Annotated in this window: 25 protein-coding genes; 11 read left to right on the top strand and 14 right to left on the bottom strand. The window is 74.1% G+C overall.

All coding sequences use genetic code 11. The annotated features are described in order from the left end of the window. The first annotated feature begins 21 nt into the window (after window positions 1-21). Window positions 22-1,734: a cation acetate symporter gene (locus ACIF8T_RS11915; protein WP_400033801.1), complete on the top strand. Its 1,713-nt coding sequence runs from the start codon at window positions 22-24 to the stop codon at window positions 1,732-1,734. Then, a complete protein-coding gene (locus ACIF8T_RS11910) occupies window positions 1,731-2,936 on the top strand; it encodes a sensor histidine kinase (protein WP_400033799.1) in 1,206 nt (401 codons plus the stop codon). Before ACIF8T_RS11915 ends, ACIF8T_RS11910 begins: the two co-directional genes overlap by 4 nt. A 3-nt stretch (window positions 2,937-2,939) precedes the next feature. Here the strand turns inward: ACIF8T_RS11910 and ACIF8T_RS11905 are convergent, their stop codons facing one another. The 5 genes from ACIF8T_RS11905 to ACIF8T_RS11885 form a co-directional block, all read right to left on the bottom strand. Beyond that, on the bottom strand, window positions 2,940-3,107 hold the full coding sequence (locus ACIF8T_RS11905) for a hypothetical protein (RefSeq protein ID WP_400033797.1): 168 nt from the start codon (window positions 3,105-3,107) through the stop codon (window positions 2,940-2,942). A gap of 248 nt (window positions 3,108-3,355) precedes the next feature. Continuing rightward, window positions 3,356-4,306: a cytochrome c oxidase assembly protein gene (locus tag ACIF8T_RS11900; RefSeq protein WP_400033795.1), complete on the bottom strand. Its 951-nt coding sequence runs from the start codon at window positions 4,304-4,306 to the stop codon at window positions 3,356-3,358. A gap of 189 nt (window positions 4,307-4,495) precedes the next feature. Then, on the bottom strand, window positions 4,496-5,521 hold the full coding sequence (locus ACIF8T_RS11895; protein WP_400033793.1) for a 6-phosphofructokinase: 1,026 nt from the start codon (window positions 5,519-5,521) through the stop codon (window positions 4,496-4,498). Window positions 5,522-5,768: 247 nt separating this feature from the next. Beyond that, window positions 5,769-6,497, bottom strand: a complete 729-nt coding sequence (locus ACIF8T_RS11890) for a type 1 glutamine amidotransferase (RefSeq protein ID WP_400033791.1) — start codon at window positions 6,495-6,497, stop codon at window positions 5,769-5,771. A 20-nt stretch (window positions 6,498-6,517) separates the two neighbouring features. Continuing rightward, window positions 6,518-7,756: a MurT ligase domain-containing protein gene (locus tag ACIF8T_RS11885; RefSeq protein ID WP_400033789.1), complete on the bottom strand. Its 1,239-nt coding sequence runs from the start codon at window positions 7,754-7,756 to the stop codon at window positions 6,518-6,520. 153 nt (window positions 7,757-7,909) lie between these two features. Between ACIF8T_RS11885 and def the strand changes: the two genes are divergently transcribed. After that, window positions 7,910-8,455: a peptide deformylase gene (gene def, locus ACIF8T_RS11880; protein ID WP_400033787.1), complete on the top strand. Its 546-nt coding sequence runs from the start codon at window positions 7,910-7,912 to the stop codon at window positions 8,453-8,455. Window positions 8,456-8,543: 88 nt separating this feature from the next. On the opposite strand, the gene ACIF8T_RS11875 is transcribed toward def, so the two are convergent. Next, on the bottom strand, window positions 8,544-9,185 hold the full coding sequence (locus ACIF8T_RS11875; protein ID WP_400033785.1) for a TetR family transcriptional regulator: 642 nt from the start codon (window positions 9,183-9,185) through the stop codon (window positions 8,544-8,546). 173 nt (window positions 9,186-9,358) lie between these two features. On the opposite strand from ACIF8T_RS11875, the gene ACIF8T_RS11870 reads away from it, so the two are divergent. Further along, the gene (locus ACIF8T_RS11870) at window positions 9,359-10,585 is read left to right on the top strand and encodes an acyl-CoA dehydrogenase family protein (RefSeq protein WP_400033783.1); all 1,227 of its coding nucleotides are present in this window, start codon (window positions 9,359-9,361) and stop codon (window positions 10,583-10,585) included. A 42-nt stretch (window positions 10,586-10,627) separates the two neighbouring features. Continuing rightward, window positions 10,628-11,296, top strand: coding sequence for a transcriptional regulator (locus ACIF8T_RS11865; protein WP_400033781.1), 669 nt, complete (start codon window positions 10,628-10,630; stop codon window positions 11,294-11,296). Between the two features lie 136 nt (window positions 11,297-11,432). Here ACIF8T_RS11865 and ACIF8T_RS11860 read toward each other — a convergent pair whose 3' ends face one another. From ACIF8T_RS11860 to ACIF8T_RS11840, 5 genes are all read right to left on the bottom strand, one after another. Beyond that, the gene (locus tag ACIF8T_RS11860) at window positions 11,433-11,669 is read right to left on the bottom strand and encodes a DUF6213 family protein (RefSeq protein ID WP_400033779.1); all 237 of its coding nucleotides are present in this window, start codon (window positions 11,667-11,669) and stop codon (window positions 11,433-11,435) included. A 25-nt stretch (window positions 11,670-11,694) separates the two neighbouring features. Next, window positions 11,695-13,080, bottom strand: coding sequence for an NADP-dependent succinic semialdehyde dehydrogenase (locus ACIF8T_RS11855; protein WP_400033777.1), 1,386 nt, complete (start codon window positions 13,078-13,080; stop codon window positions 11,695-11,697). Window positions 13,081-13,156: 76 nt separating this feature from the next. Further along, entirely contained in the window at window positions 13,157-13,621 is a 465-nt protein-coding gene (locus tag ACIF8T_RS11850) for an NUDIX domain-containing protein (RefSeq protein WP_400033775.1), read from the bottom strand. Window positions 13,622-13,642: 21 nt separating this feature from the next. Next, window positions 13,643-15,181 carry an ATP-dependent DNA ligase gene (locus ACIF8T_RS11845; RefSeq protein WP_400033773.1) on the bottom strand — a complete coding sequence of 513 codons (1,539 nt, stop codon included), beginning with the start codon at window positions 15,179-15,181 and terminating at the stop codon, window positions 13,643-13,645. 29 nt (window positions 15,182-15,210) lie between these two features. Beyond that, window positions 15,211-16,152: an NAD(P)/FAD-dependent oxidoreductase gene (locus ACIF8T_RS11840; protein WP_400033771.1), complete on the bottom strand. Its 942-nt coding sequence runs from the start codon at window positions 16,150-16,152 to the stop codon at window positions 15,211-15,213. 92 nt (window positions 16,153-16,244) lie between these two features. Between ACIF8T_RS11840 and ACIF8T_RS11835 the strand changes: the two genes are divergently transcribed. From ACIF8T_RS11835 to ACIF8T_RS11810, 6 genes are all read left to right on the top strand, one after another. Then, window positions 16,245-16,817 carry a helix-turn-helix domain-containing protein gene (locus ACIF8T_RS11835; protein WP_400033769.1) on the top strand — a complete coding sequence of 191 codons (573 nt, stop codon included), beginning with the start codon at window positions 16,245-16,247 and terminating at the stop codon, window positions 16,815-16,817. Window positions 16,818-16,920: 103 nt separating this feature from the next. Continuing rightward, window positions 16,921-17,886, top strand: coding sequence for an NADPH:quinone oxidoreductase family protein (locus tag ACIF8T_RS11830; RefSeq protein WP_400033767.1), 966 nt, complete (start codon window positions 16,921-16,923; stop codon window positions 17,884-17,886). Beyond that, a complete protein-coding gene (locus tag ACIF8T_RS11825) occupies window positions 17,883-19,064 on the top strand; it encodes an acyl-CoA dehydrogenase (RefSeq protein WP_400033765.1) in 1,182 nt (393 codons plus the stop codon). The genes ACIF8T_RS11830 and ACIF8T_RS11825 overlap by 4 nt, the downstream gene beginning before the upstream one ends. After that, a complete protein-coding gene (locus tag ACIF8T_RS11820) occupies window positions 19,061-20,146 on the top strand; it encodes an acyl-CoA dehydrogenase family protein (protein ID WP_400033763.1) in 1,086 nt (361 codons plus the stop codon). Before ACIF8T_RS11825 ends, ACIF8T_RS11820 begins: the two co-directional genes overlap by 4 nt. 178 nt (window positions 20,147-20,324) lie before the next feature. Continuing rightward, a complete protein-coding gene (locus ACIF8T_RS11815) occupies window positions 20,325-21,188 on the top strand; it encodes a phosphatidylinositol-specific phospholipase C/glycerophosphodiester phosphodiesterase family protein (protein WP_400033761.1) in 864 nt (287 codons plus the stop codon). A 112-nt stretch (window positions 21,189-21,300) separates the two neighbouring features. Continuing rightward, window positions 21,301-21,495, top strand: coding sequence for a hypothetical protein (locus tag ACIF8T_RS11810; RefSeq protein ID WP_400033759.1), 195 nt, complete (start codon window positions 21,301-21,303; stop codon window positions 21,493-21,495). 2 nt (window positions 21,496-21,497) lie between these two features. On the opposite strand, the gene ACIF8T_RS11805 is transcribed toward ACIF8T_RS11810, so the two are convergent. From ACIF8T_RS11805 to ACIF8T_RS11795, 3 genes are all read right to left on the bottom strand, one after another. Continuing rightward, on the bottom strand, window positions 21,498-22,679 hold the full coding sequence (locus tag ACIF8T_RS11805; protein WP_400033757.1) for a phosphodiester glycosidase family protein: 1,182 nt from the start codon (window positions 22,677-22,679) through the stop codon (window positions 21,498-21,500). 243 nt (window positions 22,680-22,922) lie between these two features. Further along, a complete protein-coding gene (locus tag ACIF8T_RS11800) occupies window positions 22,923-23,318 on the bottom strand; it encodes a luciferase family protein (protein ID WP_400033755.1) in 396 nt (131 codons plus the stop codon). A 175-nt stretch (window positions 23,319-23,493) separates the two neighbouring features. Further along, complete coding sequence (locus ACIF8T_RS11795; protein ID WP_400033753.1) at window positions 23,494-24,702, bottom strand: ROK family protein; 1,209 nt, start codon at window positions 24,700-24,702, stop codon at window positions 23,494-23,496. Between the last annotated feature and the right edge of the window lie 27 nt (window positions 24,703-24,729).

Raw genomic sequence — 24,729 nt, 5'->3', positions numbered from 1 at the left:
GCGGACGACCGGGGGAGACCGATGAACTCCGGCTACGCCGTCCCCGCCGTCGCCCTCGTCGTCGTCGCGACCGTCCTGGTCGGCGCGTTCGGCCTGCGCATCTCCCGCACCACCTCCGACTTCTACGTCGCCTCCCGCACCGTCGGCCCCCGCCTCAACGCGGCCGCCATCAGCGGCGAGTACCTCTCCGCCGCCTCCTTCCTCGGCATCGCCGGCCTGGTCCTGGTGCAGGGTCCCGACATGCTCTGGTACCCGGTCGGCTACACCGCCGGCTACCTGGTCCTGCTGCTGTTCGTCGCCGCACCGCTGCGCCGCTCCGGCGCCTACACCCTCCCCGACTTCGCCGAGGCCCGCCTGGCCTCCCCGGCGGTACGCCGGCTGGCGGGCGCCTTCGTCGTCGGCGTCGGCTGGCTGTACCTGCTGCCCCAGCTCCAGGGCGCGGGACTGACCCTGACCGTGCTCACCGGGGCGCCCGACTGGCTCGGCGGGGTGATCGTCGCCGTCGTGGTCACCGCGATCGTCGCCGCGGGCGGCATGCGCAGCATCACCTTCGTGCAGGCCTTCCAGTACTGGCTCAAACTCACCGCCCTGCTGGTCCCCGCCCTGTTCCTGGTGCTGGCCTGGCAGGGCGACGGCGCGCCGCGCCGCGCCTTCGACGAACCGGCCGCCTTCCGCGAGCAGCGGGTGGTCCGCGTCGAGGACAGCGTCGACCTGACGCTGGACCGGCCGCTGACCGTCACCGTGCACGGCACCGTCGACGGCCGCGCGCACACCGGCACCCGCCTCGACCTGCCCGCGGGCACCCACCGCGTCGAACGCGGCACCCGCCTCGTCTTCGCCGCGGGCGCCCCCGTCCCCGAGGCGGAGCGGACCGGCGGCGGCGCCCTGTCGCCGTCCCGCGCCGAGAGCCGGGAGGAACGCCCCCTGTACGCCACCTACGGGCTGATCCTCGCCACCTTCCTCGGCACCATGGGCCTGCCGCACGTCGTGGTCCGCTTCTACACCAGCCCGCACGGCGTCGCCGCCCGCCGCACCACCGTCGCCGTCCTGGGCCTGATCGGCGCCTTCTACCTGCTGCCCCCGCTGTACGGCGCCCTCGGCCGCCTGTACGCGCCCGAGCTCACCCTCACCGGCGACGCGGACGCCGCCGTGCTGCTGCTGCCGGAGCGGATGATCGGGGGAGTGGGCGGCGACCTGCTGGGCGCGCTGGTCGCCGGGGGCGCCTTCGCCGCGTTCCTGTCCACGGCCTCCGGGCTGACCATGGCCGTCGCGGGCGTCCTCACCCAGGACGTCCTGCCCTCGCGCGGCGTACGGCACTTCCGGCTCGGCACGGTCCTCGCGATGGCCGTCCCGCTCGCCGCGAGCGTCCTGGTGGGCGGGCTGCCGGTCGCCGACGCCGTCGGACTCGCCTTCGCCGTGTCGGCCTCGTCGTTCTGCCCGCTGCTGGTGCTCGGCATCTGGTGGCGGCGGCTGACGCCGCCCGGCGCGGCCGCCGGGATGCTGGTGGGCGGCGGCTCCGCCCTGCTCGCCGTCGCCGCGACCATGGCCGGCTTCCCCGGCGGCGGCGCGCCGCACGCCCTGCTCGCCTGGCCCGCGCTGTGGTCGGTGCCGCTGGGCTTCCTCACCATGATCCTGGTCTCCCTGGCCACCCCGCACCGGGTGCCGCCCGCGACGGCGGCGGTGCTGGCCCGCTTCCACCTGCCGGAGGAACTGCGCACGGAGGTGCCGGCGTGAGCGGATTCCTGGCGGGCCTGTGCGTCGCCGCGCTGCCGCTGCTGGCCGCCGGTTTCTGGCTGGGCCGCCGCACCGCCCGGCCCGCCAGCCTCGCCGGGCTCGGCACCCCCGTCGAGCACGCCACCTTCGAGACCCTGCACACCGCCTCCCTGGCCGCGCCCCCGCTGCGGGCGGGCCTGACCGAGGAGACCGCCCGCAAGTCGGCCCGCAAGCTGCGGTCCCTGCTCGGCACGGACGCCCTGTGCCTGACCGACCGCAAGCAGGTCCTGGTCTGGGACGGCGTGGGCGCCCACCACCGCACCGAGGTCATGGCCCGCCTCGCCGGGCCCCTGGACACCGGCCGCGGCGAGGCCTTCCGCCTCACCTGCGACCTGCCCGACTGCTCGGTGCGCTGGGCGGTCGTCACCCCGCTCACCGTCGACGACCGGGTGCACGGCGCCCTCGTCGCCTGCGCGCCCCGCGAGTCCGCCGTCCTGGTCAGGGCGGCCGGGGAGGTGGCCCGCTGGATCTCCGTCCAGCTGGAGCTGGCCGACCTCGACCAGTCCCGCACCCGGCTCATCGAGGCCGAGATCAAGGCCCTGCGCGCCCAGATCTCCCCGCACTTCATCTTCAACTCGCTCGCGGTGATCGCCTCGTTCGTGCGCACCGACCCCGAACGGGCCCGGGAGCTGCTCCTGGAGTTCGCCGACTTCACCCGCTACTCGTTCCGCCGGCACGGCGACTTCACCACCCTCGCCGACGAGCTGCACGCCATCGACCACTACCTGGCGCTCGTGCGGGCACGCTTCGGCGACCGCCTCGCCGTCACCCTCCAGATCGCCCCGGAGGTCCTGCCGGTCGCCCTGCCCTTCCTGTGCCTGCAGCCGCTCGTCGAGAACGCCGTCAAGCACGGTCTGGAGGGCAAGACCGGCACGTGCCACATCCAGATCACCGCGCAGGACACCGGCGCCGAGGCGCTGGTCGTCATCGAGGACGACGGCGCCGGCATGGACCCCGGCCTGCTGCGCCGCATCCTGGCCCGGGAGGTCAGCCCGTCCGGCGGCATCGGCCTGTCCAACGTCGACGACCGGCTCCGCCAGCTCTACGGTGACGACCACGGCCTCGTCATCGAGACCGCCGTCGGTGCGGGCATGAAGATCACCGTCCGGCTGCCGAAGTACCAGCCGGGCGTGCACTCGGCGGGGCGGCTGGCCCGGGAGTGAGCCTCAGCCGCGGCTGGCGACCATGCCCAGGGTGATCAGCCCCAGGACCACCCACCCGAACCACAGCCAGCCGTTGCTGCCGAGCGCCACCGTGTAGGCGCTCACCACGACGAGTCCGCCGAGCGTGAGCACCCCCATGGTCTTCGTGGAACCGTCCGTGGAACCGGGCATCGCGACACCCTCCTCATGGTTCGGCTCCCTCCATGGTGCCCCCGTTCCGCCGTCTTACGGTGTACACGACGACATGTGGGCCGGATCTCCCCGGACCCCCGCCGGTCCACGGCCCCGTCCGGGCCCCGCTCCCGCGCGGACGCGGCTCCCCGCCGGGCGCGTGCGGCGGGCGCACCGCGGCCCGGGCGCGGGAGGAACGTCCCGTGCGCCCGGGCCGGTGGGAAAGGCCGGTAGGGGGGAGACCCGCGTCAGCGGCCGCGCGCGTTCAGGGAGGCGAGGTAGGCGTTGTACGCCTCCAGCTCCTTGTCGCCGTCGCGGTCGGCGGCCCGGTCCGTGCGCTTGGCCTGCCGCTGGTCCGAGGCGTACCACTGGAACAGCAGCGCGAGCAGCACCAGCACGGAGGGGACCTCGCTGAAGGCCCAGGCGATGCCGCCGGCCGCGTTCTGGTCGGACAGCGCGTCGATGCCGAGCGAGGCCGGCGGGTTCTTGAACGTCTCGACCATCGGCGCGGTCGCCATCATCAGCGCGATGCCGAAGAACGCGTGGAACGGCATGCCCGCGAACAGCTCCAGCATCCGCATCAGGTGACCCGGCCGGTGCGGCCCCGGGTCCACGCCCATGATCGGCCAGAAGAAGACCAGGCCGACGGCGAGGAAGTGCACCATCATCGCGATGTGCCCGGGCCTGGAGCCCATGAGGAAGTCGAACAGCGGCGTGAAGTAGAGCGCGTACAGGCTGGCGATGAACAGCGGGATGGTGAACGCGGGGTGCGTGACGATCCGCATGTACCGGCTGTGCAGCAGCATCAGCAGCACCTCGCGCGGCCCCTTGCGGCCGCGGCCCGCCGTGGGCAGCGCCCGCAGCGCCAGGGTGATCGGGGCGCCCAGCAGGATCAGGATCGGCGACACCATGCTGATCACCATGTGCTGCACCATGTGCACGCTGAACATGACCATGCCGTAGTCGTTCAGCCGGGTGCACATCACCAGCGCGATGGTCAGCACGCCGACGGCGAAGGCGACCGTGCGCCCCGTCGGCCAGGCGTCACCGCGCCGCACCAGCCGGGCGACCCCCCAGCCGTAGAGCGCGAGCCCCAGCAGGCAGGCGACGAGGAAGAACGGGTCCGCGGACCACTCCAGGCCTCGTCCCAGCGTGAACGGCGGCAGATCCATGGTCGTGCCGTGCCCGCTGTGATCCATCCGCCGGCTCCTGTTTCGTGGGGGTGTGCGTCCTTGTGTCCACAGCTGCCTGCCGACAGCTGTTTGTCCGCACCAGAGTAGAACCGCCCCCGGCCGAGCTCTCGACCGGGGGCGCGGATGTCCGCCACGAACGCGCGGGGAGCGGCGCGAGCGGCCGCCCGCCACCCGCACCCGCCGGACGGCTGACGGCTAGAGGACGCACTCCGCTTCGGCGTACCGGTCCTCGGGCACCGTCTTCAGCGTCTCCACCGCCTCCGCGAGCGACACCGTCACGATGTCCGTCCCGCGCAGCGCGGTCATCCTGCCGAACTCCCCGCGGTGCGCCGCCTCCACGGCGTGCCACCCGAAACGCGTCGCCAGCACCCGGTCGTACGCGGTCGGCGTGCCGCCCCGCTGCACGTGCCCGAGGATCACCGGCCGGGCCTCCTTGCCCAGCCGGCGCTCCAGCTCGACGGAGAGCTGGCGGGCGATCCCGGCGAACCGCTCGTGGCCGTAGACGTCCTTGCCGCCCTCGTCGAACTCCATGGTCCCGGGCTTGGGCTTGGCGCCCTCCGCGGCGACGACTATGGCGAACCGCTTGCCCGCCTCGAACCGCGCGCCGACCTTCGCGGTCAGCTCCTCGATGTCGAAGGGCCGCTCCGGGACGACGACGGCGTGGGCGCCGGCCGCCATGCCGGAGTGCAGCGCGATCCAGCCGGTGTGCCGGCCCATGACCTCCACGATCAGCACGCGCTGGTGCGACTCGGCGGTGGTCTTCAGGCGGTCCAGCGCCTCGGTCGCGACCCCGACGGCCGTGTCGAAGCCGAAGGTCACGTCCGTGACGGCGATGTCGTTGTCGATGGTCTTCGGCACGCCGACGATCGGCAGGCCGTTGTCCGACAGCAGCCGGGCCGCCTTCAGCGTGCCCTCACCGCCGATCGGGATGATCGCGTCGAGTCCGAGTTCCTTGACGTGGCCCTTGGCCCGGGCCACGCCGTCCCTGAGGTGCTCGGGGCGGACCCGGGAGGAGCCGAGGATGGTGCCGCCGCGAGCGAGGATGCCGCCCACCGCGTCGAGGTCGAGCTTGAGGTAGTCGCACTCCAGGAGACCCTTCCAGCCGTCCCGGAAGCCGATGACCTCGTCGCCGTGGTCGACGACGGCGCGGTGCACGACGGACCGGATGACGGCGTTCAGGCCGGGGCAGTCGCCGCCGGACGTGAGGACACCAATGCGCATAGCCCGAACAACCTTCTCCACATGGGCACGGGACCGGACCGCGCTGTCCGGCTCGATCCCCGCCACCCTAGCGGCACCGGGGGGCCGTCCCGAACCGTGCGTCCGCCTACTGGACGACCCCGCTCACCTGTGCGGATGTCTCGTCAGACGGGCTGTTGACCATCGCGCCGGCCGGCGGCTCCGGCGGACGGCGCCGCGCACCCGCGTCCGTGCAGGTGCGCGGCGTCCGCCGGGTTGGGGCCGCCGCCTAGGCGGGCTGCTGCGCGGCCGCGATGCGCTCGTCGCGCAGCGCCTCGTACCAGCGGTCGTCGACCGGCGGCAGCGCGTTGACGTCCAGCGCCAGCTTCAGCAGCAGGTCCGCGATCAGCGGGTTGCGGGCGAGCACCGGGCCGTGCATGTACGTGCCGAAGACGGTGCCGTTGTACGCGCCCTCCGTGCCGTCGCCCGTGCCGTTGCCGTTGCCGAAGCGGACCTGGGCGAAGGGGCGGGCGGTCGGGCCGAGGTGGGTCACGCCCTGGTGGTTCTCGAACCCGGTCAGCGGCGGCAGGCCGAGCCGCGGGTCGATGTCGGCGAGCACGTCGCCGACGCACCGGGCGCCCTCGCCGCGCACGGACACCACGTCGATCAGTCCGAGGCCGGGCTCGCGCTGGCCGAGGTCGTTGACGAACTCGTGGCCGAGGATCTGGTAGCCGGCGCACACCGACAGCACGATGGCGCCGTTGTCCACCGCCCGGTGCAGACCGCCGTCCCGGCGCAGCCGCTCGGCCGCCAGGCGCTGCGGCCGGTCCTCGCCGCCGCCGATCAGGTAGATGTCGCCGGAGGTCGGGATCGGCTGGTCGCTGCGCACGTCGAGCCGCGCCACGTCCAGGCCGCGCTGCCGGGCCCGGCGCTCCACGACCAGGACGTTGCCCTGGTCGCCGTACGTGCTGAGCAGGTCCGGGTAGATCCAGACGATCCGCAGCTGGTTGTCGCTCACAAAAATCCCCTGGGTGCTTGTCAGTTGCCGACGCGGCGGCGCAGGTCCTGGAACGCGGTGTAGTTGGCGATGACCTCGATGCGGCCCGGCGGGCACAGCTGCACGGCCTGGTCGAGGTTCTCGCACACCTGGAACTGCTGGTTCGCGACCTCCAGGCGGACCGCCAGGTCGAGCCTGCGGTCGCCGATCACGCAGATCGGGTGGCCGGTCAGACGCGTGTAGTCGACGTCCCACAGCCAGGAGGTGTCGGTGCCGTCGGCGGAGCGCGCGTTCACCGACAGGATCACCGGGGTCGGCGGCGGGTCGATCAGGGAGAAGGTCTCCAGCCAGCCGGCCGGGTTCTTCGCCAGCAGCAGCCGCAGGTCGCGGCCCTCGAACTGCACGACGTCGTAGCGCCCGGCCACCGCCTGCACCTGGTACATGCGCTCCAGGGCGACCTGCGGCGGCACCCCGAAGACGGCGGCGACGGCCGCCGAGGAGGCGGCGTTGGCCTTGTTGGCGCGGCCCGGCAGCTGGAGGTGGATCGGCCAGGCCGAGCCGTGCGGGTCCAGGACGTGGTCGCCGGAGAGCGCCCAGCTCGGCGTGGGCCGGCGGAAGCCGCACTCGCCGCAGAACCAGTCGTCGCCGGGGCGCTGCATCACGCCGCCGCACGACGGGCAGGACCAGGCGTCGTCCTTCCACATCTGGCCGGCGGCGACCCAGATCACATTGGGGGAGGAGGACGCGGCCCACACCACCAGCGGGTCGTCGGCGTTGGCGACGATCACGGCCTTGGAGCCGGCCAGGCCCTCGCGCCAGTTCTCGGCGAGCATGCGGGTCTCGGCGGCACGGTCCAGCTGGTCGCGCGAGAGGTTCAGCAGCGCGATGCACTTGGGGTCGGTGTCCCGGGCCACGCCGGCGAGGTACTTCTCGTCGACCTCGATGACGCCGAACTTCGCGTCCGAGCCGCCCGCGAGCGCCGAGGTGATGCCGGCGGGCATGTTGGCGCCGAGCGCGTTGGACACGACCGGCCCCGCCGCCCGCAGGGCCTCGGCGATGAGCCGGGTGGTCGTGGTCTTGCCGTTGGTCGCCGAGACCAGGATGACGTCCAGGTTCTGGGCGAGCCGGGCGAGAAGGTCGGGGTCGAGTTTGAGGGCCACCCGGCCACCGATCACCGAACCGCTGCCGCGTCCCGCGGCACGGGATGCTGCTGCGACCGCCTTGCCCGCGGTCACGGCCAGCTTGGCCCGCGGCGTGAGCGGGTCCGAGTTGCCTGCCATCAGTTCTCGATCCTCCTTGCGTACGCGCCGCGCCTTGAAGCCTGACGGCCACGTGGTGTGAACCTCAGCCTATCGAGATCCATTCGCACTCCCGAACCGCGGTCCACGCCTGCGCGGCGGGCGGGGACCCAGGGGAACCGTACCCTTGCGGCCATGCGACACGGCTCGATCCCGGGCGCCCGCGGGCGCGTCCGGCCCCTCACCCTGCTCGGCGACCCCGTTCTGCACGCCCCGTGCGCGGAGGTCACCGACTTCGGCCCCGAACTGTCCGGCCTCGTGGAGGACTTGTTCGCGACCATGTACGCCGCGCAGGGGGTGGGCCTCGCCGCGAACCAGATCGGCGTGCCCCTGCGCGTGTTCGTCTACGACTGCCCGGACGACGAGGATGTCCGGCATCTCGGACATGTCGTGAACCCGCGGCTGGTCGAGACGGACGGCGTGGTGATCCGCGGGCCGGAGGGCTGCCTGTCCCTGCCGGGCCTGGAGGCGGGCACCGAGCGCCACGACCACGCCGTGGTCGAGGGCGTCACGGCGACGGGCGAGCCGGTCACCGTCCACGGCACCGGCTTCTTCGCCCGGTGCCTGCAGCACGAGTGCGACCACCTCGACGGCACGGTCTACGCCGACCGCCTGACGGGCAGGCGTCACCGCAGGCTCATGCGGCAGGTGGCCCGGGCCTCCTGGCACCGGGCGGTGTGACGCCTCGAGGGGGCGGGGCCGCGCCGGCCCGCGGCCTCGCAGGGCGGGCGCGGCCGGCTCCGGCCGGCCCGCGCACGGCGCGCGGCGGTCAGAACCCCGGACCCCCCACCCGGTCCCCGGCGGCGGCCAGGCGCCCCCACAGCAGATCGGCGAGGCTGCGCACCAACTCGGCCCGGGAGCACGGCCGTTCGCCCAGCCACCAGTCCCCGGCGGCGTGCATCATGCCGACGATCCCGTGCCCCCACACCCGGGCCAGCCGCTGGCTCTCCGGCCCGAGGTCCAGCCGCTCTTCGATGACCTGCGCCAGTTCCTCGCCCATCCGGCGCAGCAGCGGCGCGGAGTGCTTGCCGACGTCGAAGCCCTGGTCGCCCTGCGAGCCCTCCGCCGGGTGCATCAGGAAGCGGTACACCTGCGGCCGCGCCTCGATGGCGGCGAGGTAGGTGTCCAGGGTGGCCTCGACGCGCTCGCGCCGGTCCGCGGGCGCGTCCAGCGCCGCCCGCAGGGAGTCGAGCAGGGCGTCCGTGTGGCGCTTGGCGAGGGCCGCGTACAGTCCGCCCTTGTCGCCGAAGTGCCGGTAGAGGATCGGCTTGGTGATGCCGGCCTCCGCCGCGATGGCGTTCATCGAGGCCTGCGGTCCGTCGCGCAGCACCACCCGGTCGGCGGCCTCCAGCAGCTCGCGCCGTCGGCGGTCGGCGGACCGCTGCTGATCGGTCCGCTGCGTGGTGTCCATGAGCTCTCCCCACCCGTGCTGATTCGGTGACGCCTGCGCAAACTAACACCCGGCCGGCTCCCGGGCTCGAACGGGATGTCGAGGAGTCCTCGGGAGTTGACTTTTCCTACCCACGGGTAACACACTGCGTGTTACCGCAAGTAACACGCACGTGCGTCGCCGCTGGAGGGGACATGGCCGAGTTCACCATGGAGCTCAACGACGAACAGAAGGAGGTCCGGGACTGGCTCCACGGTTTCGCCGCCGACGTGATCCGCCCCGCGGCCGCCGAATGGGACGAGCGTGAGGAGACTCCCTGGCCGGTCATCCAGGAGGCCGCCAAGGTCGGCATCTACTCCCTCGACTTCTACGCCCAGCAGTACTTCGACGCCACCGGTCTCGGCATCCCCATGGCGATGGAGGAGCTGTTCTGGGGCGACGCGGGCATCGCCCTGTCCATCGTCGGCACCGGCCTCGCCGCCGTCGGCGTCCTCGCCAACGGCACCGAGGAGCAGATCGGCACCTGGATCCCGCAGATGTACGGCGACGCCGACGACGTCAAGGTGGCGGCCTTCTGCTCCTCCGAGCCCGACGCCGGCTCGGACGTGGCCTCCATGCGCACGCGTGCCGTGTACGACGAGGCCAAGGACGAGTGGGTGATCAACGGCACCAAGACCTGGGCGACCAACGGCGGCATCGCCAACGTCCACGTGGTCGTCGCGGTCGTCGACCCCGACCTCGGTTCCAAGGGCCACGCCTCCTTCATCGTCCCGCCGAACACGCCCGGGCTGTCCCAGGGCCAGAAGTTCAAGAAGCACGGTATCCGCGCCTCGCACACCGCCGAGGTGATTCTCGACAACGTGCGGGTGCCCGGCTCCTGCCTGCTCGGCGGCAAGGAGAAGCTGGACGAGCGCCTCGCCCGCGCCCGCGAGAAGGCGAGGAAGGGCGGCGAGCGCGTGAAGAACGCCGCGATGGCCACCTTCGAGGCCAGCCGCCCCGCGGTCGGCGCCATGGCGGTCGGCACCGCCCGGGCCGCCTACGAGGTCGCCCTGGAGTACGCCCAGACCCGCGAGCAGTTCGGCCGCCCGATCATCGACAACCAGGGCGTCGCCTTCCAGCTCGCCGACATGCGCACCCAGATCGACGCGGCCCGCCTGCTGGTGTGGCGCGCCTCCTGGATGGCGATCAACGGCAAGCCGTTCACGGCCGCCGAGGGCTCGATGTCCAAGCTGTTCGCGAGCGAGACGGCCAAGAAGGTCACCGCCCAGGCCGTCCAGATCCTCGGCGGCAACGGCTACACCCGGGAGTACCCCGTGGAGCGCATGCACCGCGACGCCGCGATCTACACCATCTTCGAGGGCACCAGCGAGATCCAGCGCCTGGTGATCGCCCGGACGCTTTCGGGTATGCCGATCCGGTAGCACCCGGAGGAGCGGCCCCCGGGGGAACCGACGGAGGACGCGATGACGCGGACGGCCCGGGAACTGCTGGAGACGACCACCGCCGACCTGGCACCCGACCCCCGGGCCAACCGCCTGGTCCCCCTGATCGCGCGGGGCGCGGCGAGCCGTGACACGCTCGCCGCGCTCGCGCTCGAACAGCACGGGGTCATCGCCGCGGACCGCCGCTCGTTCCTGCACCTGGCACAGCGCGCCTCCGCCGAGGACGCCCCCGCCTGCGCCGCCTTCTTCCGCACGCTCGCGGAGGGGGAGGAGGTGGCGGGGGAGCGGCTGACGGCCTTCGCCCGGGCCTGCGGCGTGGACCGGGAGCGGGCGGCCGCGTACACCCCGCTCCCGGGCTGCCAGGCCTACCCCGCCTACGTCGCCTGGCTCGCCCTCAACGCCGGGCCGTCCGACGCCGTCCTGGCCCTGACCGCCAACTTCTCGGCGTGGGGCGGGTATTGCGCGACGATCTCCGAGGCCCTGCGCACCCGCTACGGCTTCCCGGACGCGTCCCGCGCCTTCTTCGACCTCTTCGCCGAGCCGTCCCCCGACCTGGAGGGGAAGGCGGAGGCGGCGGTACAGGAGGGCCTGGACACCGGACGTCTCGACGAGCACCTGTCACACCGGTACGGCAGCCTGCTCCAGACCTACGAGGCGATGTTCTGGACGGCGTTGGAGCGGCAGGCCTAGGGGCTGTCGTTCGGATCAGGTCGCGGGGAATCGACTGCGGGTCGTCCGCGGCGTGATCCGAACGACAGCCCCCAGGGGCGCGGGGACCTGCGCGACCGGCCGCGCGCGACCCGCACCCGGCATCCGACGGGCATCCCTACGGCGTCCCGCCGCTGCTGTGCGCGATGCACGCCACGTCGATCCGGTCGGCCAGCTTCGCCAACTCGATGGTCAACGCGGCCACGGTGTCCTCGTCGAGGCCCTCCTCCCCGGCCTCCACCAGACGCAGCCACCGCCCGCCCACCGTGCGGAGCAGCTTGCTCACATCGGCGGCAGCCACCTGCAAGGTACCGCGGTCGTCGACGATCAGGGGGAGAGTCACTTCGCGGTTCACAGACGGGATCGTAGCCGTGGAAGCGTCACGCACCGTGCCAAACCGTCGTGATGTTGCAGAACTCGCGGATTCCGTGCCCGGACAGCTCACGCCCGTATCCGGAGCGCTTCACACCGCCGAACGGGAACGCCGGATGGGACGCCGTCATGCCGTTGACGTACACCCCGCCCGCCTCCAGGTCGCGGACGAAGCGGTCGACGTCGGTCTCGTCGCGCGTCCAGACGTTGGAACTCAGCCCGAACGGCGAGTCGTTGGCGATGAGGACGGCCTCGTCCAGGTCGCCCGCGCGGTACAACGTGGCGACCGGGCCGAAGGCCTCCTCGCGGTGGATGCGCATCCGGCGGGTGATGCCGGCCAGCACGGTCGGCGGGTAGTACCAGCCCGGCCCGTCGGGGCGTTCGCCGCCGCACAGCACCGTCGCGCCGCCGCGCACCGCGTCGTCGACCAGCTCCTCCAGATCGGCGCGCCCGCGTTCGCTGGAGAGCGGCCCGACCTCGGTCTCCTCGTCCATCGGGTCGCCGACCCGCAGCGCCCGCATGCCCCGCACGAACCGCTCGGCGAAGGCGTCGTACACGTCCGTGTGCACGATGAAGCGCTTGGCGGCGATGCAGGACTGCCCGGTGTTCTGGCACCGGGCGTTCACCGCGACCTCGGCGGCCCGGTCCAGGTCGGCCGACGGCATGACGACGAACGGGTCGCTGCCGCCCAGCTCCAGCACCGTCTTCTTGATCATCTCCCCGGCGGTGGAGGCGACCGCGCGGCCCGCGGGCTCGCTGCCGGTGAGGGTGGCGGCCCTGACCCGCTCGTCGCGCAGGACGTCGTCGACCTTCGCGGAGCCGATGAGCAGGGTCTGGAAGCAGCCCTCGGGGAAGCCCGCCCGGTGGAAGAGGTCCTCCAGGTACAGCGCGGTCTGCGGCACGTTCGAGGCGTGCTTGAGCAGACCCACGTTGCCGGCCATCAGCGCGGGCGCGGCGAAGCGGACCACCTGCCAGAGCGGGAAGTTCCACGGCATCACCGCGAGGACCGGGCCGAGCGGCCGGTAGCGGACCCGGACGCGGGAGGCGCCGGAGTCCTTCACGTCGGAGCCGGCGGGTTCCTCGTCGGCGAGCAGTTCCGCGGCGTGGTCGGCGTACCAGCGCATCGCCCTGGCGCACTTCACGGCCTCGGCGCGGGCCTGTTTGATCGGCTTGCCCATCTCGGTGGTGATGACGCGGCCGATCTCCCGCTGGTCCTCCTCCAGCAGGTCGGCGGCCCGGCGCAGCAGCCGGGCGCGCTCGTCGAAGCCCGTCGTCCGGTAGGTGCGGAACGTGGCCTCGGCGAGCCGGAGCCGGCGCTCGACCTCCTCCTCGTCCATGGCCTCGTACGTCTTGAGGGTCTCGCCGCTGGCCGGGTTCACCGTTGCGATGGGCATGGCTGGCCTCCCTGGGGACGGGCTGTGCTTCGACCTTCGCGCGCGGTCCGGGGGCGCGCAACGCGAGGGCGTCTCCTCAGGGCGAGTGCTCCGCCAGGCGGTCGAGAAACGCCGTCTGGCCCTTGACGATCACCTCGCGGGCCCGGTCCAGGCCGAACCAGGCCACCCGGTCCAGCTCGGGGAACTCCTGGACGCGGCCCGACCCCGGCGGCCACTCCATGCGGAAGGTGCCCGGGTCGATCGACGCCGGGTCGAGGTCGGCCTCGATCGCCCAGGCCGTCACGATCTTGCCGTTGGCCTGCCGTGCCTCGCCGAGCGGTACGGCCTCCCCGTCGGGCGGCGGCAGCCCCAGTTCCTCCCGGAACTCGCGGCGGGCCGCGTCCCAGGCGGGCTCGCCGGCGTCGTACTCGCCCTTGGGCACCGTCCACGCCCCGGCGTCGCGCCGGGCGAAGTACGGGCCGCCCATGTGGCCGAGCAGCACCTCCGGGCCGCCGTCGGACCGCCGGAACAGCAGCAGGCCGGCACTGCGGATCACCTTCACGACGTCTCCCTCGGTCCTCTCCTACGGGGTCACCCGCGGGTGCGCCGCCAGTACCGTCTCGACCGTGTCGGCCTCCTCCGGGGGCTTGTCCTCGCGGTAGCGGACCACCCGGGCGAAGCGCAGGGTCACGCCGGCCGGGTAGCGGGTGGACCGCTGGAGGCCGTCGTAGGCGATCTCGACGACGAGTTCGGGGCGCACGGTCACCCCCCAGCCGTGCTCCCGCACGGCCAGCTCCCGCAGGCGCTCGGTCTGCCAGGCCAGCATCGCGTCGGTCATGCCCTTGAAGGTCTTGCCGAGCATGGCGAAGCCGCCGTCGGCGGTGCGGGCGCCGAGGTGGAGGTTGGAGAGCCGGCCGGTGCGGCGGCCGTGACCCCACTCGGCGGCCAGGACCACCAGGTCGAGGGTGTGCACCGGCTTCACCTTCAGCCAGGACGCGCCGCGCCGGCCCGCGCTGTAGGGGGCGTCGAGCGCCTTGACGACGACGCCCTCGTGACCGCGTTCCAGGGTCCGGGCGAGGAACGCCTCCGCCGCGCCGGTGTCCCGCGGGCCGTGCACGACCGTGCGCCGCATCCGCATCGGTTCGGGGACCAGCCGGGCCAGCTCCTCGTGCCGCTCGGCGAAGGGCAGGTCGAGCAGGTCGCGGCCGTCGACGGAGAGCGCGTCGAAGAAGACGGGGGAGACGGGGACGGCCCTCGCGGCGGTGGCCACGTCCACGCGGGAGCCGACGCGGCCGGCGGTCTCCTGGAACGAGCGGGGGCGCCCGTCCGCGCCGAAGGAGATCACCTCGCCGTCCAGGATGAACCGCTCGCCCCGCAACTCCAGGGCGGCCGCGGTCACTTCGGGCAGCCGGTCGGTGATGTCGTCGAGCGTGCGGGTGTGGATCCGGACCGTGTCGCCGTCCCGGTGGACCTGGACGCGGATGCCGTCCAGCTTCTCCTCGACCGCGCAGTCGCCGAGCTTCTCGACCGCCTCGGCCACCGAGGAGGCGCTGTGCGCCAGCATCGGCAGCACCGGACGCCCGACGGTGAGCCGGAAGCGGTCCAGCGCGGCGGGCCCGTCCGCGAGCAGGGCCCCGGCCACGGCCTGGAGGGAACCGGCGAGCATCACCGCCCGCTGGACGTCCGCCGGCGGCGCCCCGGTCGCCTCGGCCAGCCCTTCGGCCGCGACGGCGTCCAGGGCGCCCTGCCGGACCTCGCCGGTGAGCAGCCCGAGCAGGAAGCGCTGTTCGTCCTCGGTGGCCGCGCCCATCAACTCCCCGACCAGGCGGGCCCGTTCGGCCTGGGAGCCGGGGCCGGAGACCTTGCCGAGCTCGCTCAGGCGCGCGTCGACCTCGCGCACGGTCAGGCCCGGCTCGGCGGCCGGCGCCACGGGACGGCCCAGCACCTTCCAGCCGACGCCGAGCCGCCCCTGCGGCAGCCGGCCCGCCAGGTACGGGATGACGACCGGCACGTCGTCCGCCTCCGCCTCCCGGAACAGCCCGGCGAGCAGGGCGATCTTCCGGGACCGCGCCGAGGTGGCGGCGACCTCCCGGGACACACGGGCCAGCCGGTGCAGCAGCATGCCGTCAGGGTGCACCGGGAACGGCGGCCCTACACCTCCGAGGCGTCCGGCACCGCCGCGTCGAGGTCGGCCATCAGCAGGTCCCCGACGATCGCGGCCGCCGCCCGGTACCCGCCGCTCGCCGCGTGCACGACCTGCTCGGCGAACCCGATCGCGTTGCCCGCGGCCCACACACCGGGCACGGTGGTCAGCCCGGTCGGGTCGACCACGGGGTAGGCGCCGAACGGGGTCTCGCGCAGCTCGGCGCCCAGCCGCTCCAGCAGACCGGTCCGCGGCACGGGGCGCGGCGCGACGTACACCACCGAGCGGGCGTGGACCGTGCCGTCGGCGAGCCGCACCCCGGTGAGCCGGTCGTCCTCGACCACCAGCCCGGCGACCCTCCCCGGCACCACCTCCACCCCGGCCGCGGCGAGCCGCCGCAGGTCCTGGTCGGTGAGCTCCTCCTCGGCGACCTCGTGCAGGAAGAACCGCACGTCCTTGGACCACTGCGACACCATCAGGGCCTGGTGCACGCTCGCCGCGCTCGCCGCCAGTACGCCGAACGGCTCGTCGCGCACCTCCCAGCCGTGGCAGAACGGGCAGTGCAGCACGTCCCGCCCGAACCGCTCGGCGACCCCGGGAACGGCGGGCAGCTCGTCCCGCAGCCCGGTCGCGACGACCAGCCGCCGGGCGCGCACGGTCCGTCCGCCCGCCAGCGTCACGGCGAAGCCCCCGGTGACGTCCACCACCCGGTCCCGGACCAGCTCCACGCCGTACCGGGCGATCTCCTCCCGCCCCACGGCCAGGAACTCCGCGGGCGGCATCCCGTCCCGCGACAGATAGCCCTGCATGTGCCCCGAGGGCGCGTTGCGCGGCTCGCCCGCGTCGACGACCAGCGTGCGGCGCCGGGCCCGGCCGAGGACCAGTGCGGCGGACAGTCCGGCCGCACCGCCCCCGATGACGACGACCTCGTGGTCGTACTGCTCGGTCATGGTGACCACCTCCGCCGTCGACGGTGGCCCGGGCACTGCCGTTCCGACAAACGGCTTTGCCGGTTCGGCAAGAAGTCGGCGACACTGTGCCCATGACCACGGACGAGGTTCTCGCGGGCGTCGGCCCCCGGCTGCGCCGGATACGCAAGGAACGGGAGGTCACGCTCGCCGCGCTCGCCGAGGCGACCGGCATCTCCGTCAGCACCCTGTCGCGGCTGGAGTCCGGCCTGCGCAAGCCCAGCCTGGAACTGCTGCTGCCGATCGCGCAGGCCCACCAGGTGCCGCTGGACGAGCTGGTGGGCGCGCCGGCGGCCGGCGACCCGCGGGTGCGGGCCAAGCCGATCGTGCGGCACGGGCGCACCTACTGGCCGCTCACCCGCCAGCCCGGCGGGCTCCAGGCCTACAAGGTGGTCGTCCCGCGGGGGACGGAGGCGCCGGAGCCCCGGACCCACGAGGGCTACGAGTGGCTGTACGTGCTCTCCGGGAGGCTGCGCGTGGTGCTCGGCGAGCACGACGTGGTGCTCGCCGCCGGGGAGGCCGCCGAGTTCGACACGCGCGTGCCGCACTGGTTCGGGTCGACGGGGGAGGGGCCCGTGGAGTTCCTGAGCCTGTTCGGGCCGCAGGGCGAGCGGATGCACGTACGGGCGCGGCCCAAGCGGTCGTGACGTGCCCCCGACGGATCCGCCGACGACTGTTCCCTGATCGGCAAGCGACCGCTTAGTATGCGGAGGACCCCGGTCCGACGACGCAGTCCCGTGGAGGCTCCGCATGCAGGCATGGCAGGTGCACGAGAACGGCGAGCCGAGCGAGGTGATGCGGCTCGGCGACGTGGAGCCGCCCACGCCCGGCGACGGCCAGGTCCTGCTGAGGGTGCGGGCCGCGAACGTCAACTTCCCGGACGCGCTGCTGTGCCGGGGCCAGTACCAGGTCAGGCCGCCGCTGCCGTTCACGCCGGGCGTGGAGGTCTGCGGCGAGACCGAGGACGGCCGCCGGGTGATCGCCAACCCCGCGCTGCCGCACGGCGGCTTCGCCGAGTACACCGTCGCCGACGCCGCCGCGCTGCTGCCCGCGCCCGACGCGCTGGACGACGCGGAGGCCGCCGCGCTGCACATCGGCTACCAGACGGGCTGGTTCGGCCTGCACCGCCGGGCCGGGCTCCGCGCCGGGGAGACGCTGCTCGTCCACGCCGCCGCCGGAGGGGTCGGCAGCGCGGCCGTGCAGCTCGGCAAGGCCGCGGGCGCCACCGTCATCGGGGTCGTGGGCGGCGCCGACAAGGCCGCCGTCGCCCGGGAGCTGGGCTGCGACGTGGTCGTCGACCGGCGCGGCGAGGACGTCGTCGCCGCCGTGAAGGAGGCGACCGGCGGCCGGGGCGCCGACGTGGTCTACGACCCGGTCGGCGGCCAGGCCTACGCCCAGTCCGCCAAGGTCGTCGCCTTCGAGGGCCGGATCGTGGTCGTCGGCTTCGCCAGCGGCACGATCCCCAGCCCGGCGCTCAACCACGCCCTGGTGAAGAACTACTCGATCCTCGGCCTGCACTGGGGCCTGTACAACACCAAGGACCCGAAGCTGGTCCGGCACTGCCACGAGCAGCTCACCGAACTGGCCGCCCGGGGCGCGATCAAGCCCCTGGTGAGCGAGCGGGTGCCGCTGGGCGGGGCCGCGGCGGCCGTGCAGAAGGTCGCCGACGGCACCAGCACCGGCCGGATCGCCGTCGTGATGGAGGAGGCAGCATGACCGACGCCGACGCACTGCGCCGCCGCACCCGGGAGTTCCTGGAGGCGCACCCGCCGGCGGGCACCGACCGCCTGGACTTCCTGCGGGCCCGCTTCGACGCCGGACTGGCCTGGGTGCACTTCCCGGAGGGACTCGGCGGGCTCGGGGCCCCGCGCTCCCTCCAGGCCGTCGTGGACGCCGAGCTGACCGCCGCCGGGGCGCCGGACAACGACCCGCGCCGCATCGGCATCGGCCTCGGGATGGCCGCGCCGACGATCCTCCAGTACGGCACGGAGGAGCAGAAGCGCCGCTTCCTGAAGCCGCTGTGGACCGGCGAGGAGGTGTGGTGCCAGCTCTTCAGCGAGCCCGGCGCCGGCTCCGACCTCGCCGCGCTGCGCACGCGGGCGGTGCGTGAGGGCGACGACTGGGTCGTCAACGGGCAGAAGGTGTGGACGTCCAGCGCCCACCTGGCCCGCTGGGCCATCCTCATCGCCCGCACCGACCCGGACGTGCCCAAGCACCGGGGCATCACGTACTTCCTGTGCGACATGACCGACCCGGGCGTCGAGGTGCGGCCGCTGCGCCAGATCACCGGCGAGGCCGAGTTCAACGAGGTCTTCCTCACCGACGTCCGCATCCCCGACGCGCACCGCCTCGGCGAGGTCGGCGACGGCTGGCGGGTCGCGCAGACCACGCTGAACAACGAGCGCGTCGCCATCGGCGGCATGCGGCTGCCCCGCGAGGGCGGCATGATCGGCCCGGTCGCGAAGACCTGGCGGGAACGCCCCGAGCTGCGCACCCACGACCTGCACCAGCGGCTGCTGACCCTGTGGGTGGAGGCCGAGGTCGCCCGCCTGACCGGCGAGCGGCTGCGCCAGCAGCTCGTCGCCGGCCAGCCCGGCCCCGAGGGCGCCGGCATGAAGCTCGCCTTCGCCCGCCTCAACCAGCAGATCAGCGGCCTGGAGGTCGAACTCCTCGGCGAGGAGGGCCTGCTCTACGACGACTGGACCATGCGGCGCCCGGAGCTCGTCGACTTCACCGGCCGCGAGGCGGGCTACCGCTACCTGCGCTCCAAGGGCAACAGCATCGAGGGCGGGACCAGCGAGGTCCTGCTCAACATCGTCGCCGAGCGGGTCCTCGGCCTGCCCGCCGAGCCGCGCACCGACAAGGACGTCGCATGGAAGGACCTGGCCCGATGAGCACACAGCCCGACCTGCTCTACTCGGAGGAGGAAGAGGCGCTGCGCGCCGCCGTCCGGGACCTGCTCACCGACCACTGCGACGCGGCCGCCGTGATCGCCCGCGTCGAGTCGGACGCCCCCCACGACCGGTCCCTGTGGAAGGCGCTCGGCGACGGCATGGGCCTGGCGGGCCTGCTGGTGCCCGAGGAGCGGGGCGGCCAGGGCGCCACCCACCGCGAGGCGGCCGTCGTCCTGGAGGAACTGGGCCGCGCGGTCGCTCCCGTGCCCTACCTGACCAGCGCCGTCGTCGCCACCGAGGCGCTGCTGGCCTGCGAGGACGACGGCGGTCTGCTCGCCGGGCTGGCCGCCGGGCGCACGATCGGCGCCCTCGCCGTCGGCCTGCACACCGCCCCGGAGGCCCCCTTCAAGACCGCACGTCTCCAGGACGGCACCCTGCACGGCGAACTGACCGGCATCGCGGACGCGGCCGTCGCCGACGTGCTGCTCGTGCCGGCGGACGACGGCGGGCTGTACGCGGTGCGGGCCGACGCCGTGACCGTCACCCCGCAGGTGTCCCTGGACCTGACCCGGCCGGTCGCCACCGTCCTCCTGCGCGGGGCGCGGGGCGTGCGGCTCGGGGCCGCCGAGCCCGCCGTACGCCGTGCCCTGCGGGCCGGCGCCGCCCTGCTCGCCTCCGAGCAGCTCGGCGTCGCCGAGTGGGCGCTGACCGAGACGGTGCGCTACCTGAAGGAGCGCAAGCAGTTCAACCGGCCCGTCGGCGGCTTCCAGTCGCTCAAGCACCGGCTCGCCCAGCTGTGGCTGGAGGTGGTCGGCCTGCGCGCGGCGGCCCGCAACGCGGCCGACGCGCTGGCCACCGGACAGGACGCGGACGTGGCGGCCGCCGTCGCCCAGGCCTGCGCGGCACCCGTCGCGGTCCGCGCCGCCGAGGAGGCGCTGCAACTGCACGGCGGCATCGGCATGACCTGGGAGCACCCCGCGCACCTGTACCTGAAGCGGGCCAAGGCCGACTCGCTCGCGTACGGCACGGCGGGCGCGCACCGTGCGGCGCTCGCCGGACTGGTCGACCTGCCCACTCCCTGACGCCCACCCCGTCACCCGGAAGGCCCGCCCCGCCCGGGGCGGGCCTTCCCGTGCGCCTCGCGCGCGGGGGTGAACACCCGACGGCAGTCCGGCCAACTCCTTTCCCGTACAGCGTCTTCCGGGGGTCGCGCACCACATACTCGCTGGGGTTCCCCACCGCACCCCAGGGAGGCAGCGCATGGCCCTCACCACTCGTCGCAGAGCCCTCACGACCCTCGGCGCCGCCCTCGCGGGCACCGCCGCCCTGCCCGCGACCCGCGCGCTGGCCGGCGAACACCCGCACGGCCCGCGGCCGTTGTGGCGCGCGCACGCCCACAACGACTACGAGCACCCGCGTCCCCTCCTGGACGCCCTCGACCACCGCTTCGGCAGCGTCGAGGCGGACGTCTTCCTCGTCGGCGGCCAACTCCTCGTCGCGCACGACCCGGAGGACCTCGATCCGGCCCGCACCCTGGAGTCCCTCTACCTCGCCCCGCTCGCCGCCCGGGTGAAGGCCAACGGCGGCCGGGTCCACCGCGGGCAGCGCAGGCCGCTCCAACTGCTCGTCGACCTCAAGACCGAGGGCGCCTCGACCTACCTCGAACTCCACCGCCGGCTCGGGCGGTACCGTCACCTGTTCACGACGTACGCCCACGGCCGCGTCTTCCCCGGACCGGTCACCGTCGTCGTCTCCGGGGACCGGGCGGCCCGCGCCCCCCTGGCGGCCCAGACCGTCCGCCGCGCCTTCTACGACGGCCGGCTCGCCGACCTCGGCGGTCCGGCGCCCGCCTCCCTCATCCCCCTCATCAGCGATAACTGGTCGCTGAACTTCACCTGGCAGGGCGTGGGGGCGTTCCCGGACGCCGAACGGGAGAAGCTGCGGGGCATCGTGACGGCGGCGCACACCCGCGGGCAGCGGGTGCGCTTCTGGGCCACGCCCGACGTCCCCGGGCCGGCCCGCGACGCGCTGTGGTCCGCGCTGCTCGCCGCGGACGTCGACCACCTCAACACCGACGACCTCGCCGGTCTGCGGGACTTCCTGGACGCACACCCGGTGAGGTGAGACACCACACGTTCGGCGGACAGCCCAGCCGCCCGGACGAACCCTCCGCTACGCCACACTTGCGGCCGAACGCCGCGAACCGGACGTGGCGGCGTGGCGGAGGAGGTTGACGATGGCCATTTCCATCTCTGTGGTGCTGTTGCTGGCGGTCCTGGCGGTGATCTTCGTGCGCAACGGGGGACTGAAGCTCTCCCACGCGCTGGTCTGCCTGCTGCTCGGCTTCTACCTGGCGAGCACCAGCATCGCCCCGACCATCCACAGCGGCCTCACCGCCACCGCGGACATCGTCGGCAGTCTGCGGCCCTGAGGTCACGCCGCCGAGAACACGCCGATGCCGTTCGGGACGGCGCGTTCGGCGCCCCCCGAGGGGTGGTTGCGCACGGTGACGGCGGACGCGCCCGGTGCGCGGGAGACGAGGGTCGTCGACCCGCCGCCGTCCAGGTTGAAGCCGTCGACCGCGCCCAGCCGGCGCAGCGCGTCGGCGACTTCGGCGACGGTCAGGCCGCCGCGGTAGGCGGGCGCGCCGTCCAGCGCGAACAACAGCAGGCGCCGCCCGCCGTCGGCGATGCCGGCCGCGGTGCGCACCGCCGACGTCCTGTCGTCCAGCCCCGGCAGCGGCTGCCCGCCGCCGAGCACCGGATAGCCGCCCAGGGCGAAGCTGTACGACGTCCCCGACGCGGCGACCAGCCGGTGCGCCACCGTGACCTCGTCACCCGTGGCCAGGGTCCGCAGCCGCTGGGCGCCCGCCTCCCGTCCGACCAGCACGGTGGTGTCCGGGGGGATCGCCCCGCTGCCCGGCGTCCGCGCGGCGGACACGACCCGGCCGCCGCGGACGGTCACCTCGTAGGTGTCCGCGCTGCACGGGGCGGCCCGGTCGGTGTCCGTGCCGCAGGTGGCGCGCACCCGCGAGGCGCTGCCCCAGTCGGCGGTGAACGCGCCGACCGAACCCACCGGCAGGGCGTACTGGTTGAACCCGCCGAGCGGCAGCCGCTCCCGCGGTGTGCGGACCGAGCCGTCGAGGGCGAGCCGGTCCAGCCGGGCCAGCCGGTCGGTGCCCACGCCGAGCACCTCCTCGGTGGTCGTGCCGGGCGGCAGCGCCGGACCGAAGCGCTGGCCCGTCGGCACGGCCGCCTTCAGCGCCCGGCCGCCCGCGACCGCCGGTCCGACGCTCGCGCCGGTCGCCGCGACGCCCGGGTGCTGGGTCTCGCTGAGGTTGAAGAAGTCCCCGTTGATCCCCGCGACGGCCCCCAGCGTGTCGGCCATGCGCGAGACGGCCGCCCGCGCGGCCACCGCCCCCGGATGCAACAGCCCCACGCTGACCCGCGGTTCGCCCAGGTCGACGCTCACCACGTGCGCGTGCGCCGTCCCCTGGGCCCCCTCGATGTCGAACTCCTCGTACGTGACACCCGGTGCGAGGGTGACGGCCTCCTGCGCGGCACCGGCCGGTGCCGCCCCCGTCAGAACCGCACCGGTCAGCGTGCCCAACGCCACGAGGACCGTCAGAACCGCCCTGCCCGCTCCCGCTGTCGACCGTGGTCTACGACGCGTCACCGTGTCCCCTGATGTCTCGTCAACTCTTGCCGGACTCAGGGGAAGTGCACCAGATGTCCACGGGCACGGGGGCGCCGGTGCGCCGACCGGGGGCGAACCGGTCGGAGAACACACCCCGTCGGCCGATCAGGGACGTACGGAAGGAGCCACCGGTGACCCGGCGGCGCCCGGGGCGCCGGTGGCTCAGCCCTCGGCGGCGGCGTTGCCCGGAAGGACCGTCACCCGGTGGAAGTTGCACCCGTTGGACGCCGAGGCCGCCGGGGAGGGCGAGGTCTGGTGGGCCTTGAGGGCGATGCTCATCAGGCTGAGCAGCAGGTCGACGTCCGCGTCGCAGTCCAGATGGACCGTCACCCAGCAGGAACCGGGCACCAGATGGATGGCGCTCGAACCGCCGAGGTCGTAGTGGAAGCGCTGGATGGCCCGGCGGGTGAGGTGGAGGTCCACGTCCCGCCCCGAGTGGAAGTGGGCGATCTCGGCACGGACGGAGCGCAGGGCCCGCCCGGCCCCGCAACTGGCCGGGGCCGCCGTCAGGTCGGGCCAGCCCGTGAGTCGGTCCAAGGCGCGCTGGGCCAGAGTCATGTGCCCATCGTCGCGCGCTCACCGCGTCGCAACCAGAGGTTGAACGATTTGTAACCGGGACGTGAGTATTGTCCGACAGGTCGGACACGCGGCGCGGCGAAGTGGCCTGAAAACAGCTCGCGCACGCGGCCGGGGTGCCGCCGGCCGCCTCCGCGGCACGCCGGGCGCGCCGGGCTCAGGCCCGTTCCGCCACCGCCGCGGGATCGTCCAGCACGCCGCGCACCACCGCGTGCGCCGCGCCCAGCAGCGGACCCTGCGACCCGAACCGGGACACGGTCACGGGACAGACGGGTCCCGCCGTACGCCGGGTCAACTCGGCCCGCAGCGACGGCAGCAGCCACGGGGCCAGGCCGGCCAGCGCGCCGCCCAGCACGACGCTCTGCGGGTCCAGCAGGTTGACCGCCCCGGTCAGGGCGATGCCGAGCGCCTCGCCCGCGTCGCGCAGGGCGCGGCGCACGGCCTCGTCGCCCTGCTCGGCGCGCCCGGCCAGCAACCCGACGCGGTCCTCGTCCGGTTCCAGCCCGGCCGCGCGCAGGACCGCCTCCTCGCCGGCGTACTGCTCCAGGCACCCGCGTCCGCCGCAGCCGCACTCCGGGCCGTCGGGCCGCACCGGCACGTGGCCCAACTCGCCCGCGAAACCGCGCGTTCCGTACAGCAGCCGCCCGTCCACGACCACCGCCGCGCCGATGCCGATCTCCGCCGACACGTGCAGGAAGTCGCGCGGTGCGCCCTCCCCGAGCCAGAGTTCGGCGAGCGCGCCGAAGTTGGCCTCGTTCCCGACGGTCAGCGGGAACTCCGCGGGGAGCAGCTCCCCGAGGTCGGTGTCGTCCCAGGCGAGGTTCGGGGCGCGGACGACGGTCCGGGCGTCGCGCGCCACCAGACCCGGCACGGCCACGGCCAGTCCCGCCGGCCACAGGCCCTCGCCCTCCGCCTCGGCGACGACCCGGCGTATCAGCCGGTTCAGGTCCTCGATCACCGGTCCGGGCGGGCGGCCCCGGTTGGCGGCGTGCCGCACGGCCCGGGCCCGCACCTCGCCGCGCAGGTCGACCGCGCAGACCGCGAGGTGGTCGACGCCGACCTCCGCGCCGATCCCGGCCGGACCGCGTCCGCTCACGGCGAGCGCCGAGCCCGGACGGCCCACCCGCCCCGGCCGCTCGGGTCCCAGCTCCTCCAGCAGGCCCGAGCGGATCAGCTCGTCGACCAGGGTGGACACCGCCGCGCGGGTCAGCCCGATGCGCGAGGCGACGGCCGCGCGGGACAGCGGCCCCCCGGCGCTGACGGCGTGCATCACCCGGGCCAGGTTGCGGCGGCGCATGCCCTGCTGGGTGTCGGGCGTGGCGCGCCCGGGACCGGCCGGGTGGGGCGTGTGCGGCGGTGCGGTCATGCCTCCCTCAGTCCTCGCAGTCGGTGC

Origin of the sequence: Streptomyces sp. NPDC085946 (assembly GCF_044540485.1) — a bacterium.
GTDB lineage: Bacteria > Actinomycetota > Actinomycetes > Streptomycetales > Streptomycetaceae > Streptomyces.
The sequence above is the reverse complement of the archived record's forward strand: the minus strand, read 5'-3'. Positions and strand labels throughout refer to the sequence as shown.